The 23,807-nt window shown below is 76.4% G+C and carries 19 protein-coding genes; 10 read left to right on the top strand and 9 right to left on the bottom strand.

What is annotated here, in order from left to right:
* Positions 1-4 precede the first annotated feature (4 nt).
* Positions 5-1,333 (bottom strand): hypothetical protein, encoded by a 1,329-nt coding sequence (locus IR158_RS00150; protein ID WP_291807909.1) that lies wholly within the window; start codon positions 1,331-1,333, stop codon positions 5-7.
* 72 nt (positions 1,334-1,405) lie between these two features.
* Between IR158_RS00150 and IR158_RS00145 the strand changes: the two genes are divergently transcribed.
* On the top strand, positions 1,406-2,467 hold the full coding sequence (locus tag IR158_RS00145) for a D-alanyl-D-alanine carboxypeptidase family protein (protein ID WP_291807908.1): 1,062 nt from the start codon (positions 1,406-1,408) through the stop codon (positions 2,465-2,467).
* A gap of 37 nt (positions 2,468-2,504) precedes the next feature.
* Here the strand turns inward: IR158_RS00145 and ligD are convergent, their stop codons facing one another.
* The 3 genes from ligD to IR158_RS00130 are packed head-to-tail and all read right to left on the bottom strand — an operon-like array spanning position 2,505 to position 6,739.
* The gene (gene ligD, locus IR158_RS00140) at positions 2,505-3,569 is read right to left on the bottom strand and encodes a non-homologous end-joining DNA ligase (RefSeq protein WP_291807907.1); all 1,065 of its coding nucleotides are present in this window, start codon (positions 3,567-3,569) and stop codon (positions 2,505-2,507) included.
* Positions 3,570-3,572: 3 nt separating this feature from the next.
* A complete protein-coding gene (locus IR158_RS00135) occupies positions 3,573-6,530 on the bottom strand; it encodes a helix-turn-helix transcriptional regulator (protein ID WP_291807905.1) in 2,958 nt (985 codons plus the stop codon).
* Positions 6,527-6,739 (bottom strand): hypothetical protein, encoded by a 213-nt coding sequence (locus tag IR158_RS00130; protein WP_291807903.1) that lies wholly within the window; start codon positions 6,737-6,739, stop codon positions 6,527-6,529. The genes IR158_RS00135 and IR158_RS00130 overlap by 4 nt, the downstream gene beginning before the upstream one ends.
* 245 nt (positions 6,740-6,984) lie before the next feature.
* Between IR158_RS00130 and IR158_RS00125 the strand changes: the two genes are divergently transcribed.
* The 6 genes from IR158_RS00125 to IR158_RS00100 all read left to right on the top strand — a co-directional run bounded on the left by IR158_RS00125 (position 6,985) and on the right by IR158_RS00100 (position 12,971).
* Complete coding sequence (locus tag IR158_RS00125) at positions 6,985-7,218, top strand: PspC domain-containing protein (RefSeq protein ID WP_291807901.1); 234 nt, start codon at positions 6,985-6,987, stop codon at positions 7,216-7,218.
* Between the two features lie 83 nt (positions 7,219-7,301).
* Positions 7,302-7,736, top strand: coding sequence for an ATP-binding protein (locus tag IR158_RS00120; protein ID WP_291807900.1), 435 nt, complete (start codon positions 7,302-7,304; stop codon positions 7,734-7,736).
* 164 nt (positions 7,737-7,900) lie between these two features.
* Entirely contained in the window at positions 7,901-9,520 is a 1,620-nt protein-coding gene (locus IR158_RS00115; protein ID WP_291807899.1) for a chromosome partitioning protein, read from the top strand.
* A 177-nt stretch (positions 9,521-9,697) separates the two neighbouring features.
* Positions 9,698-10,273, top strand: a complete 576-nt coding sequence (locus tag IR158_RS00110) for a sigma-70 family RNA polymerase sigma factor (protein WP_366928389.1) — start codon at positions 9,698-9,700, stop codon at positions 10,271-10,273.
* Between the two features lie 116 nt (positions 10,274-10,389).
* Complete coding sequence (locus tag IR158_RS00105) at positions 10,390-11,847, top strand: hypothetical protein (RefSeq protein WP_291807898.1); 1,458 nt, start codon at positions 10,390-10,392, stop codon at positions 11,845-11,847.
* Between the two features lie 143 nt (positions 11,848-11,990).
* Positions 11,991-12,971, top strand: coding sequence for a 5'-3' exonuclease (locus tag IR158_RS00100; RefSeq protein ID WP_291807897.1), 981 nt, complete (start codon positions 11,991-11,993; stop codon positions 12,969-12,971).
* A 12-nt stretch (positions 12,972-12,983) separates the two neighbouring features.
* On the opposite strand, the gene IR158_RS00095 is transcribed toward IR158_RS00100, so the two are convergent.
* The 4 genes from IR158_RS00095 to IR158_RS00080 all read right to left on the bottom strand — a co-directional run bounded on the left by IR158_RS00095 (position 12,984) and on the right by IR158_RS00080 (position 19,378).
* Entirely contained in the window at positions 12,984-13,517 is a 534-nt protein-coding gene (locus tag IR158_RS00095) for a hypothetical protein (RefSeq protein ID WP_291807896.1), read from the bottom strand.
* A 135-nt stretch (positions 13,518-13,652) separates the two neighbouring features.
* On the bottom strand, positions 13,653-14,447 hold the full coding sequence (locus IR158_RS00090; RefSeq protein WP_291807895.1) for a DUF3806 domain-containing protein: 795 nt from the start codon (positions 14,445-14,447) through the stop codon (positions 13,653-13,655).
* Between the two features lie 141 nt (positions 14,448-14,588).
* Positions 14,589-18,743 (bottom strand): S8 family serine peptidase, encoded by a 4,155-nt coding sequence (locus IR158_RS00085; RefSeq protein WP_291807894.1) that lies wholly within the window; start codon positions 18,741-18,743, stop codon positions 14,589-14,591.
* A gap of 206 nt (positions 18,744-18,949) precedes the next feature.
* Entirely contained in the window at positions 18,950-19,378 is a 429-nt protein-coding gene (locus IR158_RS00080; protein WP_291807893.1) for a hypothetical protein, read from the bottom strand.
* A gap of 127 nt (positions 19,379-19,505) precedes the next feature.
* On the opposite strand from IR158_RS00080, the gene IR158_RS00075 reads away from it, so the two are divergent.
* The 3 genes from IR158_RS00075 (at position 19,506) to IR158_RS00065 (ending at position 22,394) form a co-directional block, all read left to right on the top strand.
* Entirely contained in the window at positions 19,506-20,714 is a 1,209-nt protein-coding gene (locus IR158_RS00075; protein ID WP_291807892.1) for a D-alanyl-D-alanine carboxypeptidase family protein, read from the top strand.
* A gap of 17 nt (positions 20,715-20,731) precedes the next feature.
* Positions 20,732-21,886 carry an AAA family ATPase gene (locus IR158_RS00070; protein ID WP_291807891.1) on the top strand — a complete coding sequence of 385 codons (1,155 nt, stop codon included), beginning with the start codon at positions 20,732-20,734 and terminating at the stop codon, positions 21,884-21,886.
* Positions 21,887-21,953: 67 nt separating this feature from the next.
* Positions 21,954-22,394, top strand: a complete 441-nt coding sequence (locus IR158_RS00065) for an OsmC family protein (protein WP_291807890.1) — start codon at positions 21,954-21,956, stop codon at positions 22,392-22,394.
* Positions 22,395-22,445: 51 nt separating this feature from the next.
* Here IR158_RS00065 and IR158_RS00060 read toward each other — a convergent pair whose 3' ends face one another.
* Positions 22,446-23,792: an MFS transporter gene (locus tag IR158_RS00060; protein WP_291807889.1), complete on the bottom strand. Its 1,347-nt coding sequence runs from the start codon at positions 23,790-23,792 to the stop codon at positions 22,446-22,448.
* Between the last annotated feature and the right edge of the window lie 15 nt (positions 23,793-23,807).

The raw sequence follows: 23,807 nt of genomic DNA, 5'->3' as shown, positions 1-23,807 counted from the left end.
CCGCCTACAGGATGGGCGCGGCCTGACCGACGACCTGCGGCCCACCGACCTCGTGACCGCCACGCTCGTCGTGCAGGAACGAGTGCGCGACCCGGATGCCGGGACGCCCGGCGGAGGACGCGTCGACCACGACCCGCGGGTACGGGCGCGAGGCGTCCGCCGGGCTGGTCCACGCGACTGCCGCTGCGGTGTACCCACCCGCGCGCGCGGCGTCACGCGCCTGCGCGACACCGGCGTCGGTGTTCGGGAAGTCGAGCACCTCGACGTCGTACTGCTCACGCACCAGCACGAACGGTGCGCAGCCGGCTGCGTCCTTCACAGCACGGTCGAGCGCGAGCTCGAGCGCGCGCAGCGCGAGGTCCTGCACCCGCTCCGAGGGGCGGTGCGGCAGGTCCTCGGGTGTCAGGGGCTCGTGCGCCGTCACGGGCATGCCGCGTCCCGGCGTGGGGAACGCCGTCGTCTCCGGTGCCGGCTCCCACGGCGTGGGTGCGGCGTACGGCTCCGGGGCGGCAACGGCACCCACGGTGTCCTCGACGAAGGTCGGGGTCCAGGCTGCGGGTTCGGGCTCGGTCTCGGGGGTGGGGTCCTCGACGAAGGTGGGGGTCCAGGCTGCGGGCTCGGCGTCGGGTTCGGGGGTGGGGTCCTCGACGAAGGCGGGCGTCCAGGCTGCGGGTTCGGCGTCGGGTTCGGGGGTGGGGTCCTCGACGAAGGTGGGCGTCCAGGCTGCGGGCTCGGCCTCGGGTTCGGCGTCGGGCTCGGGGGTGGGGTCCTCGACGAAGGTCGGGGTCCACGGCGCGGGCTCGGTCTCGGGGGTGGGCTCGGGCTCGGACGCCCGCGCCGCGACCGCGTCGGGGGAGGGGTGCGGCGTCGGGACGCCGGGACGACCCTGCAGCAGGTGCGCGGCAGCCCGCTGCACGTAGTCGACCACCCATCCCGAGGAACGCACGCGCCAGCGCGCGTGCGCGTCGAGCACCGGCAGGACCGGCATGTGCGGGCGGTCGACCAGCAGCACGCCGGGGGTCGCGCCGTCGGGGCCGGGGCACATCTGCCAGACCGCGTCGGTGACCGAGGCGACGAGCAGGTCGCCGACGGCGATGCCGATCGCGGCGGCCACGCCGGCGGGTGCGGGGACCTCCGGGGGGTGCGTCTCGAGCAGACGCTCCCACCGGGCGTCGAGGGCGGTGGCGACGCTCGCGTCGGTACCGTCGCCGCGCAGCCACTCCCGCAGCCGGTCGAGGTGCGCGGACTCACCGGGTGTCAACGGACGCGCGAACGCGGGGGCCGCTGCCGGTGCGGCGGACCTCGCCGCGAGCGCGGGCGAGAGACTGTCCATGCCTGGATCATCGGCGGCCACAGGCCGCGTCTTGAGCCCCCGCAGGTGTGAGGTCCGCGAGTGCGGGTTAGCGTGATCCGTCCGTCCTGGGAGGTCGTCATCCGTCGCGTCGTCGTCGCCGCCGTGGCCGCGCTCGCGCTCGCGCTCGCCGTGGGTGGCGGTGCCCAGGCGTGGGTGGCTGCGGAGCGCCGCGGGGCGCTGGCCCAGCGGGAGGTGGCGGAGCTGCGGGTCGACGACGCGCTCGCTGCGGCGCGCGACGACCTCGGTGCCCGGGCCGCGAGCAGCGCGGCGTGGGACGCCGCCGGTGCGGCGGCGCTGCAGGCGGATGCGCGCGCGGCCCTCGGGTCGGCCGTCGCGCGGGCGCGGGGGACGCTCGAGGCGTCGGCGGGCACGCTCGGGGACGACGCGCCCCGCACGGCCCTTGCCGCGCAGCTCGACGTCGCGCAGAGCGAGGGACCCACGGCGTCACCGGCGGTGATCCGGCGGCTCACGGCGGCGGTGACCGGTGCCGAGCAGGCGGTGCACGCGGCGGTGGCGGACGAGGAGGCGCGTGCGGCCGCCGCACAGGAAGCGGCGCGGGAGGCCGCGCAGGCGGCGACGACGCCGGCCGCGCGGGCCGGCGCGTCGACGTCCGGCGGTGCGTCCGCGGCGACCGACCGCTGCGCGACGACCTACGGCGGCCCCGCCTTCTACACCTCGGCGCCGACCGACGGCGGGGACGGGTCCAACGGGCGGCTGCCCGGATCTGCGCTGAGCGCCGTGTCGTGGGCGCGCGACTCGCGCGGCACGCCCTTCTACCTGCGGTCGGACGCCGCCGCGGCGCTCGAGCGGCTGAACGCGGCGTTCCGGGCGGCGCTGGGTCACGACCTGGCGCTCGACCTGACCTACCGCGACTACGACACGCAGGTCGCGATGCGCGCGGCCCTCGGATCCGTCGCGGCGGTCCCCGGCACGTCGTCGCACGGGACGGGCCTCGCACTCGACGTGCCGGAGCTGCCGTGCGACTACGGCTGGGACTCGGCGGCACGCGCGTGGCTCGTGGCCAACGGCCCGGCGTACGGGTGGGTGTCACCGGCGTGGGCGCGCCAGGGCGGCTCGAACCCCGAGTACTGGCACTACGAGTACCGCGGCTGACGCAGCCCCGCGGGGTCCCGTGGACGGCGACGGGACGTCAGCGGGGTCGGTCGCGGTCCTTGCTCGGCTGCACCCGCTTGGGCTCACCGGGCATCTTCGGGTACTCCGGCGGGTACGGCAGGTCGCCGTGGCCCTCCTCGCACTCCTGACGCTCGGCGAGCTCCAGCAGCGAGTCGATCCGGTAGCGGGGCGCGGCGTGGGCGACGAGGGGCGCGAACAGGTCGCCGACCGCGGCGAACCGCTCGGGCATCGTCAGGACGTCGAAGTCGTCGGGGTGCACGTCGGGCACCTCGTCCCACGTCAGGGGTGCCGACACGGTCGCGCGCGGGTTGGAGCGGATGGAGTACGCCGACGCGATCGTGCGGTCGCGGGCCATCTGGTTGTAGTCGACGAAGATCTTGGACCCGCGCTCCTCCTTCCACCACTTCATCGTGACGTCGTCGGGCAGCCGCCGCTCCAGCTCGCGGCCGAACGCGATGGCAGCCCGGCGCGCGTCGGTGAACGACCACTCCGGCTCGATCGGGACGAAGACGTGCAGGCCCCGCCCGCCCGACGTCTTGGGGAAGCCCTCGAGGCCGTGCTCGGCGAGCAGCTCGCGCACGTGCGGGGCGACGCGCGCGGCGTCCGCGAAGTCGGTGCCGGGCTGCGGGTCGAGGTCGATGCGCACCTGGTCGGGGTTGTCGACGTCGTCCCGGACCACGGGCCACGGGTGGAACGTCAGGGTGCCGAGGTTCGCGGCCCACGCGACCACCGCGAGCTCGGTCGGGGCCACCTCGTCGGCCGTCCGCCCCGAGGGGAACCCGATGCGCGACGTCTCCACGTACCCCGGGGCGCCCTGCGGCACGCGCTTCTGGTAGAACGCGTCCCCCGACGAGTCCTGCCGCGTCGCCATCCGCGCGCCCTCGAACACGCCCTTGGGCCAGCGCTCGAGCGTCGTCGGCCGGTGCAGCAGTGCACCGAGGATGCCGTCGCCGACGTCGAGGAAGTACTGCACCACCTCGAGCTTGGTCAGGCCGCGCTCCGGGAACACGACGCGATCCGGGCTGCTGACGCGAACCGTCCGGCCGCGCACGTCCAGCTCCACCGCGGGGGTCTGTGCCATGGCTCACACCGTAGGGCCGGGCGCCGACACGCGCTCCCCGCCGTCCTGGTCGCGGCTGCGGCCGAGCAGACCCCGCTCGTGCGCGATGGTCACGGCCTCGGTCCGGCCCGACGCCCCGAGCTTCGCGAGCACGTTCGACACGTGGACGGACACGGTCTTGCCGGAGATGTACAGGCGTTCGCCGACCTGCCGGTTCGACAGGCCCTGCGCGACGAGCGCGAGCACCTCGGCCTCGCGCGCCGTCAGCACGTCGGCCCCCGACGACGGCGCGGCGACCGCGCCGAGCCGGGCCCGTCGCACGAGGTCCGCGACCGCGTCGGCCAGAGGGCGGGCGCCCATCGCACGGGCCTCGGCGAGCGCGGTCCCCGCCTCCGTGCCCGCCGCGACCCGGTCCCCGCTCGCGAGCAGCGCCTCGGCGAGGCGCCACCGGGTGCGCGCCGTCTCGTACCGGTGGCCGTACGCGAGCTCGGACAGGGCGGCGCGCCACAGGGCCGGGTCGGCCCTGCCGCTCGCGCGGGCGTGCTCGGCCCGGGCGCGCGCGACCCACGCGCGACCCTCGGGCCCGAGCTGCCCGCCGCGGGGCCGGCCGAGCTCCGCCGTCCGCTCGACGCGTGCGAGCCGCGCGTCGGCGTCGGCCAGCAGGTCGGTCACGTCCTCGCCCGCCGCCCGGCGCGCGGTCGCCTCGTCGGCGACGGCGGCCAGCGCGAGCGCCGTCAGCCAGATGCCCCCCAGGTACTCGGGCGACCACAGCGAGCGCAGGTGGGCGTCGACGCGGTCCACCTGCACGAGAGCGGCCGCCGTGCGTCCCTGCCAGGTGAGCGCGTCCACCGCGTTGCCGCCCGCGTGCAGGGCGACGAGCACGTCGCGCGGCCACCACGGCTCGAGCGCGGCCGCACGCTCGACCACGTCGTCGTCCCCACGCGCTGTCGCCGCGTAGAGCTCGCCCGCGACGACGAGGGCGCGTGCGTAGCCCGGAGCGCCGTCGGTGTCGGTCCCCGCCGGCGGTGCGAGGTCGCCGCGGACGAACTGCACGAGCGTGTCCAGCATCCGCAGGTCGACGCCGTGCGGCGCCCACGTCATGCCGAGCTCGACCGCGCGGCGCCGCCCGGTCGCGGCCTCCGCGGCGGCGCGGGTCAGATCGCCCGCGTAGTAGAGCGTGGACGTCAGGTTGAAGCGGATCCGTAGCTCGGTGGCCGGGTCGTCGGTCTGCGACGCGCGCGCGAGCGCCTCGGTGAGCAGACGTGTCGAGCGGTCGTGGTCGATCGTCTCGGTCACCGCGGTCGTCGTCAGCGCGTCGGACTCCGCGCCGGCGTCACCGACCTCGCGCGCCACCTGCGCGGCCCGTGCCGCGACCTCCGCGGCCTCGTCCTCACGGCCCAGGTTGAGCGCCGCGCGCGCGTACGTCGCCAGTGCCCACGCGCGTTCCGGCGACGACTGCGCGGGCAGCTCGGCGAGCGCGTCGGCGGCCTCGGTGAGCGCGGCGTCGACCTGCTCCATGCCCAGCAGGTGACGTGCCAGGGCGTTGCGGGCACGGGCGCGCGCGACCACGTCGTCACCCGCCGCGGACAGCGCCGAGCGGGCCAGCTGCACCGCGCGCTCGCTCTCCCCGGAGCGGCTCGCGGCGCTCGCGGCGAGCTCGAGCACCACGACGTGCGGCTCCGGCAGCGTCGCGGCGACGTCCGGCACGGCGTCCCGCAGGCGCAGCACGACCTCGAGGTGGCGCAGCTCCTCGGCCGGGGCCAGGACGCGCCGCGCCTGCACCGCCGCCTCCCACGACGCCGTCAGCGCCACCGGCAGGTCGGGGACGCGCAGCGCGTGGGTGGCGCGCTGGGCGGCGGTGCCCCGGCCCGTCGCGGGATCCAGCGCGACGAGGAACGCGCGGTGCGCGGCGGCGGCCTCGCCCGGCAGCAGGTCCGCGTAGACGGCCTCGGCCAGCAGCGCGTGACGGAACGCGATGCGCCCGTCCTCGACGACGAGGACGTGCTGGGTGACCGCCTCGCGCAGCGCCGCGTCGACCGTGCCCGGCGGCACCTGCGGGTCCGCGTCCGCCGCCGCACGCAGCAGCGGCTCGGGGACGCGGCGGCCCGCTGCGGAGGCGAGCTGCACCAGCCGCACCGTCGTCGGGTCGAGCCGCTCGACGCGGGTGCGCAGGACGTCCGCCAGCGACCACGGCAGCACGGCGGACTCGGCCCCGGCCTCGATGAGCTCCTCGGTGAAGTACGCGTTGCCCTCGGCCCGCTCGTGCAGGCGGCGCACGACGTCCTCGGTCAGCGGGTGGCCCGCGACGGCGTCGGCGAACTCCCGCAGCTCGCGGGCGGTGAAGGGGCCGAGCGACAGGTGGGAGCTGCGGGGGTGCCGCGCCAGCTCGGCCGCCACGGGCCGCCACGGGTGCCGACGGTGCAGGTCGTCGGTGCGGTACGTCGCGACGACGAGCAGGGGCTGCGACCCCAGCCGTGACACGACGAACCGCAGGAGGTCACGGCTGGACGCGTCGGCCCAGTGCAGGTCCTCGAGGACCAGGAGCAGCGGGTGCTCCGCGGTGGCGCAGGCCGTGAACGCCTCGACGACGCCCTCGAACAGCTCCCGCCGCCCGTCGGCGTCGGACCCGGGGGAGCCCTCCGGCGCCGCGGCGTCCGTCGCCTGGCCCACGAGCCGCGCCAGCGCGGGCCGCGCCGCGACGGCGCCGGTCACCGCGTCGGGGTCGAGCCCCCGCAGCACGCCGAGCGCCTCGGCGAAGGGGAGGTACGGCAGGCCGATCTCGCCCAGGTCGACGCAGTGCCCCGTCACGACCCGGGCGCCGTCGGCCGCCGCGAGCCGGCCGACGTGCCGCAGCAGCCGCGTCTTGCCGACGCCGGCGTCCGCCCCCAGCAGGACGAGCGAGGGCGCGCCGGCGCGCGCCCGGGCCAGCGCCTCGGTCAGGCCGGCGACCTGCTCCGCGCGGGCGACGAAGGGTGTGCTCATCGGGCCACGTGCCACGTCCCTGATCCAACCAGCCACCACCGACGTCGCGGGTGGCCGGCGGCCGACGCGTCGTCGGACGGGTGCCCCGCCCGCGCGGGGACGTCGCGTGACGGCCGCCGCCCCCGTGCCCGGCGCAGGCCCTCGACGAGGGACTCCCTGCGGTACGCGATCTCGGCGTCGAGCGCCGGGCCCCACAGCTCCGTGCCCATGGCTCCTCCTCCACGGCCCGCGCGGCGTGGACGCCGTGCCGGTCGCGGACCTTCCCCGGCACGACGTCCACGTTCGTCCTGAGGCCCGGGCCGGCACATCGGTCACCCGCCCACGCTCGGCGCCGGGCCGGGGTCTGAGGTACCTCAGACCTCGGGGTCGGGTCAGGGGCGGATGGGGGGCCGCCCCGGAGGCGCGGGCCTCGGCCGACGTTCACAATCGTCCCAACGACGAGCAAGGAGGACGGATGGACTCGGTACGCGAGACGTTCGCACGTGCAGGGCTGTCACGGCCGCAGACCGGGCGCTGGCTGGCCGGCGTGTGCGCGGGCGTGGCGGCGAGGCTCGGGATCGACACCTGGATCGTGCGCCTCGTGCTGCTCCTGCTGCTCGTGCTGCCGGGGAGCCCGTTCCTCATCTACGCGATCCTGTGGATCTGCATGCCGCCGCAGGGCTGGATCCCCCCGGCGCGCACCCCGTAGGCGTCCGGGTCGTGCGTCCCGGTCGGGTGTCCGGGTCGTGGTCCGGGCGGCAGGACGCGCGCGCGTCAGGCACGCTGGTGACCGTGGGAGAAGTCCGGGACCTTCGCAGCCGCCGTGGCACACCCCCGCCCCTGCTCGATGACGAGGTGGTCCTGACCGCCGAGCGCAGCGCACCCCGGCAGGCGCGGCACTGGGTGATGCGCGCGGTCGCCGACGCGGGCGTCGGAGGCGCGTCGAACCAGGTCATCGAGCTGCTCGCGGGTGAGCTGGTGTCCAACGCGGTCGTGCACGGCCCCGCCGGTGAGCCGGTGCGGGTCGCGGTGCGCGTCGACGGGTCCGTCGTGCGCGTGGCCGTCACCGACCGCGGCGGGGGTGTCCCGCGGGTCCGCCATCCCGGGCCGACCGAGCCCAGCGGACGCGGCATGGCGCTCGTCGACGCGCTGTCGACCGCGTGGGGCTCGGCGCAGACGCCCGGCGGCGGCACGACCGTGTGGTTCGAGGTCGACACCGACGCGTGACGGCCGCGGGCGGCCGGGCTGCAGGTGCTCGCGGCACGACGCTGCTCCCGTCCGTTGTGCGCACATGCTGGACTGGCGATACGTTCGTCCGGGATGTGGCGTGCTCGCGCCTGCGGGGTGCCGGTGACGGTGGTCGCGCGCCGGGCAGGACGTAGGGAGCAGAGATGACGCGCAAGGGCGGCAACGTGGCGATGGAGCCGAGCACCTCGACCGGTGAGGTCGAGGCGACGGCGGTGGGGGCGGCCGCGCCGGCGACGGGACCCGTCGCCGCGGCGCCGCAGGGACCGGACGCGCCGGTGCACCTGCCGCAGATCTCCGCGGAGGTCCGTGACGACGGCACCGGGGAGATCAGCGTCGACGGCGTCCGCGAGAGCATCGCGATGGCCGACCTCGCGGAGGCGGGTGCGGCCATCACGGGTCGGATCGCGGCGCTCGCAGCGCAGGCCGGACGCCCGCTGCCGGTCGAGGTGCGCGACCCCGACGGGCTGTGGGCGCTGCTCATCCACCCCGACGGCCGTGTCGACGAGGCCGACGAGACCGACCTGGCGGCGCTGAGCGCGCCTGTGCCGGTCGTCGACGCCGCGTGGTCCCAGGCCGAGGCGCTCTCCGCGCCGACGCCCGTCGTGCCGACGGACGGTGCGCCCACGGACGGTGCGCCCACGGGCGCGACGTCCGCCGTCCCGGCCGCAGCGCTGCCCAGCGGGTCGACGCCCACGGTCCCCGATGCCGCCCCGGTGCCGCCGGCGCAGCCGTCCGTCGCACCCGGGCCCGTGGCCGCCGCGCCCACCGCACAGTCCCGAGGCGAGGCGCGCGGCGAGACCCGCGCCGAGCGTCGGGCGGACACCGGCTCGCTCCCGACTCTCGACGACCTGCTGGCCGCCCGCCATCCCGCGCACGAGGGCCCGGCGGAGCAGGGCTGGCAGCGCACGGTGCGTCGCCTGACGTTCGGGGCCGTCAAGCCGCGTCCCGGCACCGCCGAGCGCGCGCGCCGCTCCCAGGTGGACGCGATCCGCCGCACGTTCGACGGGCCGCGCACGGTCGTCGTGGTCAACCCCAAGGGCGGTGCCCACAAGACGACCGCGACGATGCTGCTCGCCTCGACGTTCGGCCTGGCACGGGGCGGGTACACCCTCGCGTGGGACAACAACGAGACGCGCGGCACGCTGGGCTGGCGCTCGTCGCACGCCGACCACCAGCGCACCGCGGTCGACCTGCTGCACGCGCTGCCGAACCTCACGCAGCGCGGCACGCTGCGGATCGGGGACCTGGACTCCTACGTCCGCACGCAGCAGGACGAGCAGTTCGACGTGCTCGCGTCCGACGAGAACGCGGCGTCCATCGAGAGCGTCGACGCGGCGTCGTACCGGTCGCTGCACGACGTGCTGACGCAGTTCTACCGCGTGCTCGTCGTCGACACGGGCAACAACATGCGCGCCTCGAACTGGCAGGCCGCGGTGCAGTCGGCCGACCAGCTCGTCGTCGTCTCGACGCTGCGCGAGGACACCGCCCAGTCGGCCGCGTGGGCGCTCGACGCGCTGCGGGCCACGGGCCAGGACGAGCTGGTGCGGCAGGCCGTCACGATCCTGTCGTTCCCCGAGCCGAAGGTCGACAAGGACCTGCGGCAGCGGCTGCGCTCGCACTTCGGTGCGCTGACGCGGGCCGTCGTCGAGGTGCCGCACGACAAGGCGCTGGTCACCGGCGGGCCGATCGACCACGGGCAGCTGCGTCCGGCGACGCGTGACGCCTGGCTGCGGGCCACCGCGATCGTCGCCGACGGGCTCTGAGGGGCGACGGCGCGGCGTCGCCACGACGCGGTGACGACGCGGTGACGATGCACCGACGTGCGGGACGAACCGGTGCACGGGGGCGTGCAAGATCCACCGCGCCCGCGACACCAGGGGGATGAGGGCGGTGTCCGCACCGTCCTGCCCGCACGCCCGTCCGCCGACCCGGGAGCCGCAGTGCCCGCGCACCCTGAGCACGACACCGACGACCGAGCAGCCGCGGGTGCGCCCGAGGACGAGCCCGCCGGCGAGCGTCCGCCCGCCGGGCCGCGCGACGCGGTGTGGTTCGAGCGGCTCGTGGACGACCACGCGACCGCGGTGCACCGGTACGTCGTGCGCCGGGTCGGGCCCTCGGACGTCGAGGACCTCACGGCCGACGTCCTGACCGTCGCGTGGCGCCGCCGCCAGGACGTGCCCGAGGGCGCCGAGCTGCCGTGGCTGTACCGGACCGCCGCCTACGTCGTCGCGAACCACCGGCGCAAGAGCCGACCCGTGCTGGTCGCGGACGTGCCGGAGCGGGTCGACGGCGACGACCCCGCGCTGCGGGCCGTGCGCGACGACACGGTGCGGACCGTGCTGGCCGGGATGTCGGCGCGTGACCGTGAGGTCCTGCTGCTGCACGCGTGGGAGGGCCTGGCCGGCGACGCGCTCGCGGCGGCGCTCGGCGTCGGACGTGGCGGCGCGGACGCGGCGCTGTCCCGCGCACGGTCGCGGCTGCGCGTGGCGTTCGACGAGGTCGGCGTCACCCCCTGACGCACCCGTGCGGCACAGCCCGTGGTGCGGTGCCCGAGCGAGCTGCAAGACGCGGCCCGCTCGGCACACAGACGGGGCAGAGACAGATCGGGCCCGAACGCCCTCAGGAGGACCTCATGGACGACACGCGCGACCCCCACGACGGCACGCCCGCCGACGGCACGCCGGCGGACGGCTCGCCCGTCGCCGGCACGAGCCACGACGCCGCGAGCGACGACGCCGTGGCCCGCGTGCGCGCCGCCGACCCCGCTGCCGGTGCCGTGCCCGACGCCGCCCGGCTGCGCGCGCGCCTCGCCGACGCGACGGGCGTACCTCTCGGGGCGGTCGCGCCGGCGGTCGAGCCGGTGGCCGACGAGCTGGCTGCGGCGCGTGCACGGCGCCGACCGGCCGCGCGGTGGCTGCAGGTCGCCGCGGTCGCGGCCGGGGTCGCGCTCGTCGGCGGTGGCGGCTACGCGGTCGGCGCCTCGGGGACCCAGGACCCGGCCGCACCGCCGATCGCCCTGCAGGGTGCGGGCGGCGGTGCCGGTGCCGTGCCGGAGATGGCGGCGGCCGACTCGCGCAGCATGGTCGCGCCCGGGTGGTTCGGCGGCCGGACGGTGTTCAGCGGCAGCGGGCTCGACGGGCCTGCCGGCTCCGGCCGGGCGTGGGCCTTCGACGCGACGTCCGCGGCGACGGCCGGGACGGCGGCGCGTGTCGCCGAGGTGCTCGGCGTGCCCGGTGAGCCGCGCCAGGAGTGGGGCCAGTGGGTCGTCGGGACCAACGACGGCCTGTCCGCCACCGTGCAGGTCGGTGTCGACGGCCAGGCGAGCATGTGGTTCTACGACCGCGCGTGGGACCCGTCGGTGTGCACGAGCGGCGAAGGGGCGGCCGACCGGGGCACGATCGAGCCGGGCGTCGCCGTGGAGCCGCTGCCCGCGCCCGACGGGCCCGTCGCGCCCGGGGAGCCTGCGCCTGCGGATCCCAGCGTGTGCGACCCGTCCTCCACCCCCACGGGGGATGCGGCGGTGGCCAAGGCGCGCGACCTGATGGGGCGCCTGGGGGTCGACGCCGCGGGGTACGAGCTCACGGTCTCCGACGACACCGGGGTGCCCGGGCTCGTGAGCGTCACGGGGGCCCAGGTGGTCGACGGCACGCAGACCGGCGTCGGCTGGTCCGTGCAGCTCGCGGGCACCGGGGTGCAGTCCGTGTCGGGCCCCCTCGCGACCCTCGTCGAGCTCGGCACGTACGACCACGTCAGCGCGGACGAGGCGGTCGAGCGGCTCAACGACCCGCGGTTCGGCGCCTCGTACGGCGGGATGATGCCGCTGGCGAGGGCCGCCGCCGACGACACCGTGACGACGGAGCAGCAGCCGGTCGACGAGCCGACGGTGCCTCCCGTCCCGGCGCCGGGGGACCCGGTCGCGTGGCCCGTGCAGGACGTCACGATCACGGGCGCGCGCCTGGGCGTCACGCTGCTGACGACGCCGACGGGCGCCACCCTGCTCGTGCCGGCGTGGGAGCTGACGGCCGCGGACGGCGGCACGTGGAGCGTGATCGCCGTGGTGGAGGACCAGCTCGACCTCGGCCCGGCCTGACGCGCGGGTCGCACAGGACGGCGAGCCGGAGGGGCTCGCGCACCGGCGCAGCCGGGTGGTGCCGGAGGGGCACCACCCGGCTTCGCGCGTCACGCACCGGCGGGTGCGGGTCGGGTGTGGGCGGCTGTCGGTAGCGTGCCCCCATGACCGCCACCGCCGGCCCTGCCGGGCGTCTGCTGCTGCTCGACTCCGCGTCGCTGTACTTCCGGGCGTTCTTCGGGGTGCCGGAGTCCGTGCGCGCGCCCGACGGCACACCGGTCAACGCGGTGCGCGGGCTGCTCGAGATGATCGCCCGGCTCGTCGCCGACCGGCATCCCACGCGCCTCGTCGCGTGCTGGGACGACGACTGGCGTCCCGCGTTCCGCGTCGAGGCGGTGCCGTCGTACAAGGCGCACCGGGTCGCGCGCGAGGTCCCCGGCACGACGGGCGAGGAGGAGGTGCCCGACGCGCTGAGCGCGCAGGTGCCGGTCATCGTCGAGGTGCTCGCCGCCCTCGGCATCCCGCGGCTGGGGGCGCCGGGGTACGAGGCGGACGACGTCATCGGCACGCTCGTCGCGCGCGAGGCCGCTCGTCCGGCGGGCGCGCGCGACGCGGTCGACGTCGTGACCGGCGACCGCGACCTCTTCCAGCTCGTCGACGACGACGTGCCGGTGCGGGTCCTGTACCCCGTCAAGGGCGTGAAGGACATGCTGGTCGTCGACCAGGGCGTCCTCGTCGAGCGCTACGCGGTGCCCACCGGGCGTGCGTACGCCGACATGGCGGTCCTGCGCGGCGACCCGAGCGACGGCCTGCCGGGCGTGCCGGGCATCGGGGAGAAGACAGCCGCGGCGCTGCTGCGGCGCTACGGCTCCCTCGAGGGTGTGCTGGCGGCGCGCGACGCGGGGGACAAGGGGCTGACCGCCACGCAGCGCACGCGCCTCACCGAGGCCGCCGACTACCTGGCGGTCGCGCCGCGCGTCGTCACCGTGGCGCCCGACGCCCCGGTCGCGGACGTGGACGACCGGCTGCCCGCCGTGCCGGCCGACCCGGACGCGCTCGTGGCCCTGGCACAGCGCTGGGGGCTGTCGTCGAGCGTCCGGCGGATCGTCGACGTCCTCACGGACGCCGCGGACGGTCGCGGCTGACGAGGAGCCGGTTCAACCCGCCGCAGGTGCGTCGAGCACCCACACGTTCGACCCCGCGGCGCGCCAGCCCTCGTCCGCGTCGGGCGCGGGAGCCTCGTCCGCACCCAGACGGACGCGCGTGCCGTCCGCACCGGACAGCGACACGACCGCCTTCGTCGAGGGCGCGACGCACGCGACCCGAGGCACGTCACCGTCCGGCACGACGACCAGGCACAGGTCACCGTCCCACCGCAGCGCCGCGTAGTGCTGGCCGGCCGCCGTGCGCACCGCGAAGCGCGCGCTGGTCGGGTCGATGCCCGTCTCGTCGACGACCGACGCCGCCACCTCGTCGGTCGGCTCGGCCGGACGTGCCAGGAGCTCGACCGTCATCTGGCCGGCTTCCGCCTCGTCGGAGCCGCGCACCGCGAGCAACCACACGACGCCGGCGACGACGAGCGCCGCAGCGACGACGAACACGACTGCTCCGCGCGCCCGCCGCGGAGGGGCGGGCTCGCCGGGGAACTCCTGGCTGAGCTCGAACATGCCGGTGTCGTCGAACGTCGTCACGGCACCAGTATCGGCATGTTCCGGGCCCGGGGTGAGCCGACGCGCGGCGTCGGTCCACCCTCCCGCCGACGTGCACGGGCCCCGGCAGCCTCCGGGGGACGGTGAGGCGGCCGGGGCCCGTGGGTCGCGGGGGTGTCAGTCCTCGGTCGCGCCCGGCCCCCGGGTGACGCCCTGCACGACCGTCGCGAGGTGCCGGAGGAACCACCCCGGGGTCGCGTCGTGCCATGCCTGCGCGACCGCTGCGACGGGGTACACGAGGACCTCCGGGTCCTCCCGGGCGAGGACGATCTCGGTGCCGTAGCGGTCGGCGCACGTGGCCCAGCCGAGGTCGTCGGCCTCGGCGCACACGAGGTCACCGAGGGCCACGCCGAAGACGTCCGCCAGCGGGCGCACGTCGGGCCGGTCGTCCGCGTGCGTCCACTGCTCGCGCACGCGGTCGAAGAGCGCGCTGACGAGCGCGGCGTCGGAGGGGTCCGGGCACAGCCCCGCGACGAGGGCCCGCTGCTGCGCCAGGAACAGGCGCTCGGGCGCGTTGAGCTCGTCGATGCGATGACGGGTGTCCGAGAGGGCGGCCGCCACCGGGCCGGGCTCGTGCACGGGTGGCGCGGCCGGGACTGCAGCCGTCACGTCGGCGGGCTCGTCCGGCGGGGGCGGGCCGTCCTGAGTGTCGTCGGCAACCTCGGGCGCGGCGTCGGCGCGTGCGCTGTCGTCCGCTGCGTCGTCGGGTCGGTCGTCGGGTGGGTCGTCCGCTGCGTCGTCCGGTGCGTCGTCCGGTGCCTCGTCCGACGCCTCGTCGTCCGGCGCGTCCGCGAGGTGCTCCACGACGCGCAGGAGCGCCACCTCGTCCGGTGTGCGGCCCTCGTCCACGGTGTCGTCCGCCGCCTCCGCGGGCAGGGGCCCGTCGGTCGGCCCGTGGGGTGTGGGCAGCACGGATCCGCTCCCTTGCGGCGTCCGTCGGTCCAGTCCCATGCCGGCAGCATCGGCGCACCGGCACGCGTCCTTGACATGTCGGAGCGGGCGTCGCCCGGACGGACCTCCGGGCGACGCCCGCTCGGTGCGGGACGGGTGACGTCAGCCGACGCGGATGACGTGCGCCGTCGCTGTCGGCAGGTAGCCGCCGTCACCCACGTAGAGCGCGGTGACGACGCTCGAGGTCCGGACCACCGGGAGCTTCACGGCCGCGGCGCCGTCGACCAGCCGGAAGGTGCCGACGGGCCGCAGGCCGAGCAGCACGGTGACACGACCGGTGGCTGCCGGCGCGCCCTCCCCGCCGCCGACGCGGACGGTGACGGTGGGCGTGCTGCCCCGCGGCACGGTCCAGCTCGCGGTCTCGAGCGTCGCCCGCGACTCCCCGAGGACGACCCGCACGTTCGCGGTGCCCTCGGACCGTGCGACGTCGGTCGTGCCCTCGAACACCGCGACGAGCCGGCGCGTGCCGGTGGCGAGGTCGCGCGGCAGCTCGACGGTCGCCGTGCCCGTGAGCCCGTCGACCGTGAGCTCGGCGGTCGCGAGCACCGTGCCGCGCTCGCGGATCGTCACCGTCCCCGACGGCGCCCAGCTCTGCCCGGTCACCGTGACGGTCGCCGTCGCCGGCTGCCCGTACCGGACGACCGTCGGCGTGACCTTCAGCGTCGTGGTCGACGCCGACGGTGCGATCACCGTCTCGACCACGTCGGACGTCGACGGTGCGTACCGCGGGGTGTCCGGCGTGTACTGCGCGCGGAGCTGGTGCGTGCCCGCGCCCAGCGTCGTGGTGCTGAACACCCCGGCGCCGTCGACGACCTCGGTGGTGCCGAGCTCGGTCTCGCCGTCGTACAGCGTGAACGTCCCGGTGGCCTCCGGCGGCGTGACGGCCATCTGGAGCAGCGTCTCCTCGCCGGCGGTCCCGGCCGACTCGACGTCGAGCGTCGTGGTCGTCGCGATCACCTCGGGCACCTCCACCCCGACGACCTGGGCGCGGTCGCCCGCGGCGTTGAGGTGGTGCAGCACCAGGATGTCCGCGTCGGCCGCGCCCGTGCCGCCGTGCACGGTGACGGTGGCGCCGTCGGACACCTGCGACACGAAGTCGGCGCCCACGTTCGACTCGAACCACAGCGGCGGGTCGAACGGGTCGACCGTGAACTGCGCGACCTCGTCGACGATCCCGTCGGCGGGGAACGCGTAGCCGCTGCGCATCTGCACGGTCACGCCCACGCGGGCGCCCGGCTCGACCCCGAGCGACGAGAGCGGCACGGGCACGACGACCGTGCTGTTGTCGAACGCCCCCATCTCGAAGTCCCCGGCGAACGGGTACAGCAGGTCGGAGGTGCCCACCTGCTTCCCGGTGCTGTCGAACGTCTCGACGACGGTGTAGTCGAAGAAGTCCTGGGTCGCGTTGACGTACTTCCTGACCCGCGTCTGGAAGTCCATGTCGCCGTCAGCGTCGGTGTCGAACAGGACCCACGGCCGCAGGGAGTGGCCGAGGACGGCCCAGTCGGCGTCGGTCGCGATGCCGATACCGAGGGACCCGTCGCCTGCGGGGTCCCCGCCCGCGGCCTCGACGGCGGGTGCGCTCGACGCCCACCCCACGTGTCGGATGTCACCGGCCGCGACCGTCGAGCGCGACGTCTCCGCACCCGCCGGCAGCTGCTCCAGACGCGGGGAGTCGGCCGCGTGCACCAGCGGCGTGGCCAACCCGACCCAGCCGTCGGCCTCGACGTCGCGCCCGCTGAAGGCGAGCTCGGCCGTCTGCGCCGCCGGGTCCGGGAACGTGACGTCCGCCGCCTCGAGGTCGGTCGTGGGCCGCGGCGTGGCCTGCACGGGCAGGCGCCACTGCGTGCTGCCGGACGTCAGGACGAGGCGGCCGGACACCTGCGAGACGTACTCGCGCGAACGGCTTCCGCTGCTGCTGGGGGGCAGGTCGGCCATCTGCTCGACCTCCTGCGTGGGGTCGATGTCACGGGCGACGGTGGCCGGGTCGGCCGTGAACGTCAGGGTGACGATGCCGGTACCGCCCGCCGGGATCCGCAGGCTCGCGGGCGCCGCCGTGATGGTGGCCCCGCCCGAGGTCGTGCTGGAGGTGACCTCGGTGCTGTAGGTGCGGGCCGTCGAGCCCAGGTTCTGCACGGTGACCGCCTTGCGGATCGTCACGGGCTCGTCCGCGAGCGGCACGACGCCGAAGCTCACGGACGTCTGGTGGGGCCGCTCGGCGTCGTACAGCAGGGTGTCCTGCGTGACCGCGGCGAGCGCGTCGACGCGTCCGGAGCCGACGCGCGCCGGCCCGTAGAACAGGTCGCCGCCGGGCTCGGTGGCGATGTCGTGCGTGGCGGTGTTGACGACGGCCGCCTTCACCTGGGCGGTCGACCACCCGGGGTGCGCCTCCCGGACGAGCGCGACGATGCCCGCGACGTGCGGCGCCGCCATCGACGTGCCGCTCTTCGTCGTCCCGCCGTTGCCGGAGCCGACGCCCGCGGACACGATGGACTGGCCGGGCGCGGCCACGTCCGGCTTGCCCCAGCCGAGCGAGCCGTGCACGCCGCGCGAGGAGAACGCGCTCAGGGTGTCGGGCGCGACGTCCTCCCGGGCGCTGAGCGCGAGGGAGGGGCCGATCCGCGCGACGAGCGTGCCCGCCTGGATCTCCGGCAGGAGCCTGTCGGTGGTCGCGGCGGTCATCTGCAGCCCGGGGATGGCTTTGTTGCCGCCGATCAGGGCGGCGAACACCGCGAGCTCGGTCGGCAGGAGCACACCGACCGCACCGGCGGCCGTCGCGTTGTCGAAGCGCGCGGTCGACCCGCACCTGCGGGTGTCGTCGTCCCAGGACAGGTACACGATCTTGCCGGCGACGGCCGCGGCCTGCTCGGCCGTGAAGACGTCGCACCCGTCGAACTGCTCACCGACGTACGCGACCGGGGCCGTGACGTCGTCCCCGGTGTAGTTCACCGAGTTCTGGCCCGCGTGGCGGCCGAGGAGGTCGGGGTCGGACGCCTCGGTGACCTCGAGCGCGTCGAAGGGGAGGTCCTTGCCGACGGACGACGCGACGGTCAGTCCCGCGAAGCCGTTGCCGGGCGAGCCGCCGACGTCCTCGACGTCGCCCTCGTTGCCGGCCGAGAGCACGACGGTCGTGCCCAGAGCCGTCAGCTCGGCGATCTGGTCGGACTCGGGGTCGTCGGCCGGTGCTGCCGCTCCGCCCAGGGAGAGGTTGAGCACGTCGATGCGGTCGTCGTACGCGCCGTCGCCGTTCGGGTCGGCCGCCCAGTCGAGCGCGAGCGCCGTGAGGTTGGTCGACCCGGTGATGTCGCCGAAGACCTTGAGGGCGTAGAGGCCGGCCTTCGGTGCCGTCCCGGGGCCGAGCGGCCAGTCACGCACGGACGTCAGCGCGTCGTACTCGCCGTCGAACGTCTCACCGTCCGGGGTGACGCCGTAGCCGGCGGCCGTGCCGGCGACGTGGGAGCCGTGGCCGTTCACGTCGATGGGGTTCTCGTCGGGCGCGGGGACGAGCTGGTCGCCCTCGCCGTCGGCGTCGTAGTCGTAGCCGGCGAAGTCGTAGCCGCCGAGGAACTTGGCGGGGTCGTAGGAGCCGGCCGGGACGGTACCCGAGCCGGCCTCGCCGTACGCGGCCTCGTACGCCTCGACCGTGCCCGGACCGCCGAAGTCGGCGTGCGTGTAGTCCAGGCCCGTGTCGATGACGCCGATGGTGACGTCGGTGCCCACGACGCCCGTGCTCTGCCACGTGGCGAGGGCCTGGGTGAACTCGACCTGCGCGGCGTTGTCGAGCGTGCGGCTGGCGACCAGGCGCACGGAGCGGACGTCGGGGTCGTCGGCGAGCGCGCGCAGCTGGGCGGCGTCACCGAGCACGAGGGCGCCCGACAGGAGGTTGGTCACGGTCGCGAGCCGCTGCGGCTCGCCGGCCGCGGTCCGCGCGGTCGGCGTCGCCTCGGCCGGGACGACGTCCGCGGCGGCGGCCTGCGTGGCGTCGGCCGCCGCGAGGACCTGCGCGGGGCTCCCGCCGTCGGCTGCGACCTCGACGCCGGACGGCGTGGTCAGCTCGACGAAGGCGGTGACGGGTCCGGCGGCGTCGGCGAGCGCGTCACCCACGCCCTCGACGCGGTCGATCGTGAGGTCATCGGCGACGACGGGGCCGGACAGGTCGTCGGGAGGTGGTGCCGCCGTGGCCGCAGGGGCGCCCAGCAGGGCACCGGCGAGGACGACGGAGACGGCGGTCAGCGCGGCGAGCGGGCGACGTGGCATGTGGTCTCATCCCGGGGCGAAGTGGGGCGGAGGCGTCACGACGGGCGGACCCCCGGGACGTCACACCCGGGTGTGGCTGGTGTCACAGCACCCCGGACGCGAGATGCACGCTACTGACCGGTAGCCGATTCGTCACCCCATCTCCACAAAATCCCCCTCGGGCGCTTCGTCGGGTTCTGGCGGCGGGGCCGTGGGACGGTCGGTGGTCAGCGCGGGACGAGCGTCTCCACGCCGTGGGGTGGGGTGGGGACGGACGCAGGCGGCGCGGCCGCGGCTGCCCCGGTGCGCTCCGCGACGACGCGAGCGGTGACGATCGGGATCGAGCCGGTGCGCGGGACGTCCGCGGCAGCCGGCGCCGCAGTGAATCGCGGCTTGCGGCCGGGGCGAGCACGGAACCGGCGGGCCTCGATGCCCTCGAGGGTCGTGGCACGCCACACGGCGCCACCGTTGAGCCGACCGTCGGGCTGCGGGAGCCACGCCACCTTGCGGGACAGCCACACGCGGATCGTGGCGTGCTCGACGTCGAGCCGCCGCGCGAGCCGCGCGATGTCGTAGAGGTCGTCGAGGCCGGTGGAAGGAGCGGGGGTCGAGGGGACGGTGCCGACCTGGTCGGGCCGCACGTCGTCTGCAGGCACGGGCCAAGGGTAGGCGACCCGCGGTTCAAACGTGTGACGGCTTGGTAACAGGATGTGCACAACATCTTCGCGCGCTCTCGGCCTCAAGTGGTCTGGACGTCCGTCCGAGACACTTAACGTGTTTCGCGTGAGTGACAGAAAGTTCGGTCTGCGTCGGCGCTCGGGCGGCAGGCACGCCGCCCCGGCCCCCGCGTCGACCTCCATGCCCCGCGCCCTGAGTCTCGTCCGCGTCCCCCGGCGCATCGCCCAGGGTGGTGTCGCGCTCGGGCTCGTCCTGAGCATGGGTGCCGTCGTCGTGACCGCCCAGGCGGACGAGCAGACCCCCACGTCCGTCGTCGCTGAGGGCACCCTGGCGCAGGCCTCCGCCGACGCCCCCCCGACGGGCCTGGCGGCGCTGGCGCGCGCCGAGACGGTCGACGCCGCGATGGCCGCCGTCGACGAGGTCTCGCGCGTCCGGGCCGAGGCCACGCGGGCGGCCGTGCCGGACCACGCCCTCGCCGAGCTCGACGCCGCCACGGCCGAGCTCCAGGCGGCGATCGCGGAGGCCGACGTCGAGCCGGTCGTCCCCCGCGAGCGCTCCGTCTCCCGTAACGCCGAGCGCTCCGACGCGGACGTCACGACGGATGACGCCGAGACGCCGAGCGCGCCGGCCCCCGACGCGACCGACGCGCCCGAGGAGCCTGCGACGTCCGACGCCGACGTGCTGACCGAGTCGACGCTCCCCGACGTCACCGATCCCGCGACGGCGCCGCTGCGGGAGGCTCTCGACCGGGTCCGCGAGGCCGCCCAGGCCGTGCTCACCACGACCGAGCAGAAGATCGCCGAGGCGGAGGCGGCACAGCTGGCCGAGCAGGTGGCCCAGCAGGCCGCCGCGGCCGAGGCCGAGCGCGTCGCCGCCGAGCAGGCGGCCCGACGCGCCGCGTGGAAGGCGTCCCTGCAGGGCTACCAGAACGGCAAGGTCCCGCCCGAGGCCCTGTGCGGTCTGTCGTTCGCCGCCGGTGCACAGCTGCGCTGCGACGCGGCCGAGGCGCTCGAGGCCCTCGGTGCGGCGTACGCCGCACGGTTCGGGACGCCGCTCGAGGTCTCCGACTCCTACCGGTCGTACGGCGGCCAGGTCGCGTGCCGTGCCGCCAAGGGCAGCCTCTGCGCGACACCCGGCACGTCGAACCACGGCATGGGCGTGGCGGTCGACCTCGGCGGCGGCGTGCAGACCTTCGGCAGCGCGCAGCACCAGTGGATGCGCGAGAACGCCCCCGCGTACCAGTGGACGCTGCCCGGCTGGGCGCAGGCCGGCGGCAGCAAGCCGGAGCCGTGGCACTGGGAGTACGTCGGCTGAGTCATACGATCGGCTGCATGACCGAGCCGACGTCACCGACGCGCCCCCTCGTCGGACGCGGGGCGGAGCTCGACGACCTCGACGAGCTCCTCTCGTCCGTCGCCACGGGGGGCGGCGCGACCGTCCTGCTCGAGGGCGAGGCGGGCGTGGGACGCACGCGGCTCGTCGAGGCGCTGCAGGGCACCGCCGAGCTCCTCGGTGTCGAGGTGCGCCTGGGCCGGGCCGTCGGGCCGGGGGCGGCGCCGTACGCGCTGCTCACCGACGCCCTGCTCGGCCCCGCACCCGGTCGCGACGACGCCGGCCCCGTCGTCGCGGAGCTCACCGCGCTCCTCGAGGTCCTGCCGCCGGACCGTGCCGACGCACCCGCGAGGTTCGCCCGGGCCGACGAGCTGTTCGCGGCGCTCGTGCGCCGCCGTGGGGAGCAGGGGCCGTGGGTCTTGGTGCTCGAGGACGTGCACCTCGCGGACACCTGCACGCTGCACCTGCTCGCCTCGCTGGCGGGCGAGGGAGCGCTGCCGCAGGCACTGACCGTGATGACCCTGCGTGGCGTGCCGCACCGCACGGAGCTGGACGTCGTCGTCGCAGGGTGGACGCGGGCCGGGGCGCGCTACCTCGAGCTGCGGCCGCTGGGGCCCGCGGCCACCGTCGAGCTCGCGCAGCGGCTGCTGAACGCCCGGATCGGCCCGGCGCTGCGCGGCGTCCTGGCGACCACCGGCGGCAACCCACGGCTCGTCGTCGACGTCGTGCGCACCGCCGAGGCGTGCGGGGTGCTCGAACGCAGCGGCGGGGTCGTCGAGGCGGTCGGCACGGGCTGGCTCGACGAGCTGGACGAGGTCGGGCGGGCGCACGTGCAGCACCTGGGTCCCCAGGTCCTGACGATGCTCGCGCAGGCGTCGGTGCTCGGTGGGTCCTTCGTCGTCGGGGACCTGGCCGCGCTCGCCGGCGAGCCGGTCACGGAGTGCTGGCGGACGCTGCGCCACGGGCTCGCCGCCGGCGTCGTGCACGCCCGCGGCGACCGCCTGGTGTTCCGCCACGACCTCGTGCGCACCGCGCTGTACGCCGCGCTCGACGAGGGCCAGCGGCGGTCCCTGCACGCGCGCGCCGCGTGGGCGCTGCGGGCCGCCGGCGCGCCGTCGCACGTGGTCGCGGCGCACCTGGAGCGCGCACGCTGACACCGGGCGCCCTAGGGTCGGACGTGGGCGCAGGCCGCGCCCACCCACCGACGTACGAGGAGTGGACATGCCCACGCGCACCGCACGGACCGCCTGGAACGGCACGCTGCAGGACGGCGGCGGCCAGGTCGAGCTCACCAGCTCGAAGGTCGGCACGTACGACGTCTCCTTCCCCAAGCGGGCGGCCGACGACGCCGGGGGCACGACGAGCCCCGAGGAGCTCATCGCGGCGGCGCACTCGTCCTGCTACGCCATGCAGCTCTCGGCGGACATCGCCGAGGCCGGCGGCACGCCCGTAGCGCTCGACGTGACCGCCGACGTGACCCTGGGCCCGGACTCCGCGGGTGGCTTCCGGATCACGCGCATCGCGCTGACGGTGCGCGGCGAGGTCGAGGGCCTGGACGACGCGGGCTTCCGCGCCGCGGCCGAGTCCGCCAAGAAGGGCTGCCCGGTGAGCAAGGCGCTGACGGGCACGGAGATCACGCTGGACGCCGCGCTGGAGTCCTGAGGCGCGCCCGGGCCCGGGACGCCGGGCTCGGCCCGCACGACGGCCGCCGCCTCAGCCGGCGGCGGCCGTCGCCGACCCTGCGAGCTCCTCACCCTTCCGTCGGCCGTGCCACGACCACACCGCGGTGGCCGCTGCCAGCAGCGCGGCGACCGCCCACGCCCACGTCACCGACGCCAGCCCCGCGAGCATGACGAGCACGGCCGTGCCGACGGCGGTCCCCAGCTGGGCGCCGGTGTTGAGGATGCCGCTCGCGCTGCCCGCGAGCTCGTCCTGCACGTCGGTGCCCAGGGACGTGGCCGCGACCGACGTCAGCCCGAGCCCCAGCCCGACGACGGCCGTCCCGAGCGCGATCCCCGCCCAGGCCGCGCCCGCGAGGACCAGGACGACGTTGCCGCCGGCGACGACGGCCAGGCCCGCCGCGGCCACCGAGCGCGGCCCCCACCGCGCGAGCAGCGGCGCGGACGCCGCCGACCCGACGACCACGAGGGCGCTGAGGCCGAGCAGCGTGAGCCCGGCCCGGAGCGCCGACAGCCCCAGCTCGTCCTGCAGGTGGAGCGTCGCGAGCACCGCCGAGGCGCTGGTGGTGGCCGTGTTCACGAACGACAGCACCGTCCCGTCGCGCAGGCGGACGGAGCGCCACGCCTGCGGCGGCACCAGGGGCGCGGCGGCGCGGCGCATCCGCCGCACGAACCCCGCGGCGGCCGCGACCCCGGCCAGCAGGAGCAGCCCGGCACGCCCTGCGGCCGCGCGCTGCTCGACCGCGGCGGCCGCCGCCACCACGCACATGACCGACGCGACGAGCAGCGCGCCGCCGGGCAGGTCCAGGCGCGTCGTGGGGTCGTCCGGTGCCGGCGCCGGGACCACGAGCAGCACGCCGACCAGCAGCAGCGCCCCGACCGGCGCGTTCACCCAGAACACCGCCCGCCAGTCCAGCAGCTCGACGAGCGCACCACCGACGACGAACCCGGCGGCGCCCGCGGCGGCACCCGCCGCGCTCCACGCCGCGAGGGCCGTGCGCCGCGCGTCGTCCTCGTCGGTGGCGTGCAGCAGCAGCCGCAGCGCCGACGGCACCGACAGCGCCGCCGCGGCCCCCTGCAGCGCACGCGCGGCGAGGACCTGCTCGAGCGACCCCGCGAGCCCGCCGACCAGGGACACCGCGGCGAACCCCACGAGCCCGGCGGACAGGACCCGACGGTGCCCGTAGCGGTCCCCGAGGCGCGCCCCGACGACGAGCAGACCGCCGAAGAACATCGCGTACGCCGTCGCGAGCGGCCCCGCGGCGTGCGCGTCGAGACCGAGGCCGGCGAGCACGGCGGGGATCGCGGTCGTCGCGCTCGTGACGCCGAGGACGTCGACGAACTGGACCGCGCAGAGGACCGTGACCGGGGCACGACGCACGGCCCGACGGTACGA

The organism is Cellulomonas sp. (genome assembly GCF_015234515.1).
Lineage (GTDB): Bacteria > Actinomycetota > Actinomycetes > Actinomycetales > Cellulomonadaceae > Cellulomonas.
The sequence above is the reverse complement of the archived record's forward strand: the minus strand, read 5'-3'. Positions and strand labels throughout refer to the sequence as shown.

Bases quoted from the DNA above. Each gene is read 5' to 3' on its own strand.
- IR158_RS00125 (WP_291807901.1), top strand. From the start codon at position 6,985: ATGGACTCGGTACGCGAGACGTTCGCACGTGCAGGGCTGTCACGGCCG.
- IR158_RS00115 (WP_291807899.1), top strand. From the start codon at position 7,901: ATGACGCGCAAGGGCGGCAACGTGGCGATGGAGCCGAGCACCTCGACC.
- IR158_RS00085 (WP_291807894.1), bottom strand. From the start codon at position 18,743: ATGCCACGTCGCCCGCTCGCCGCGCTGACCGCCGTCTCCGTCGTCCTC.
- IR158_RS00065 (WP_291807890.1), top strand. From the start codon at position 21,954: ATGCCCACGCGCACCGCACGGACCGCCTGGAACGGCACGCTGCAGGAC.
- IR158_RS00100 (WP_291807897.1), top strand. From the start codon at position 11,991: ATGACCGCCACCGCCGGCCCTGCCGGGCGTCTGCTGCTGCTCGACTCC.
- IR158_RS00150 (WP_291807909.1), bottom strand. From the start codon at position 1,333: ATGGACAGTCTCTCGCCCGCGCTCGCGGCGAGGTCCGCCGCACCGGCA.
- IR158_RS00070 (WP_291807891.1), top strand. From the start codon at position 20,732: ATGACCGAGCCGACGTCACCGACGCGCCCCCTCGTCGGACGCGGGGCG.
- IR158_RS00135 (WP_291807905.1), bottom strand. From the start codon at position 6,530: ATGAGCACACCCTTCGTCGCCCGCGCGGAGCAGGTCGCCGGCCTGACC.
- IR158_RS00105 (WP_291807898.1), top strand. From the start codon at position 10,390: ATGGACGACACGCGCGACCCCCACGACGGCACGCCCGCCGACGGCACG.
- ligD (WP_291807907.1), bottom strand. From the start codon at position 3,569: ATGGCACAGACCCCCGCGGTGGAGCTGGACGTGCGCGGCCGGACGGTT.
- IR158_RS00130 (WP_291807903.1), bottom strand. From the start codon at position 6,739: ATGGGCACGGAGCTGTGGGGCCCGGCGCTCGACGCCGAGATCGCGTAC.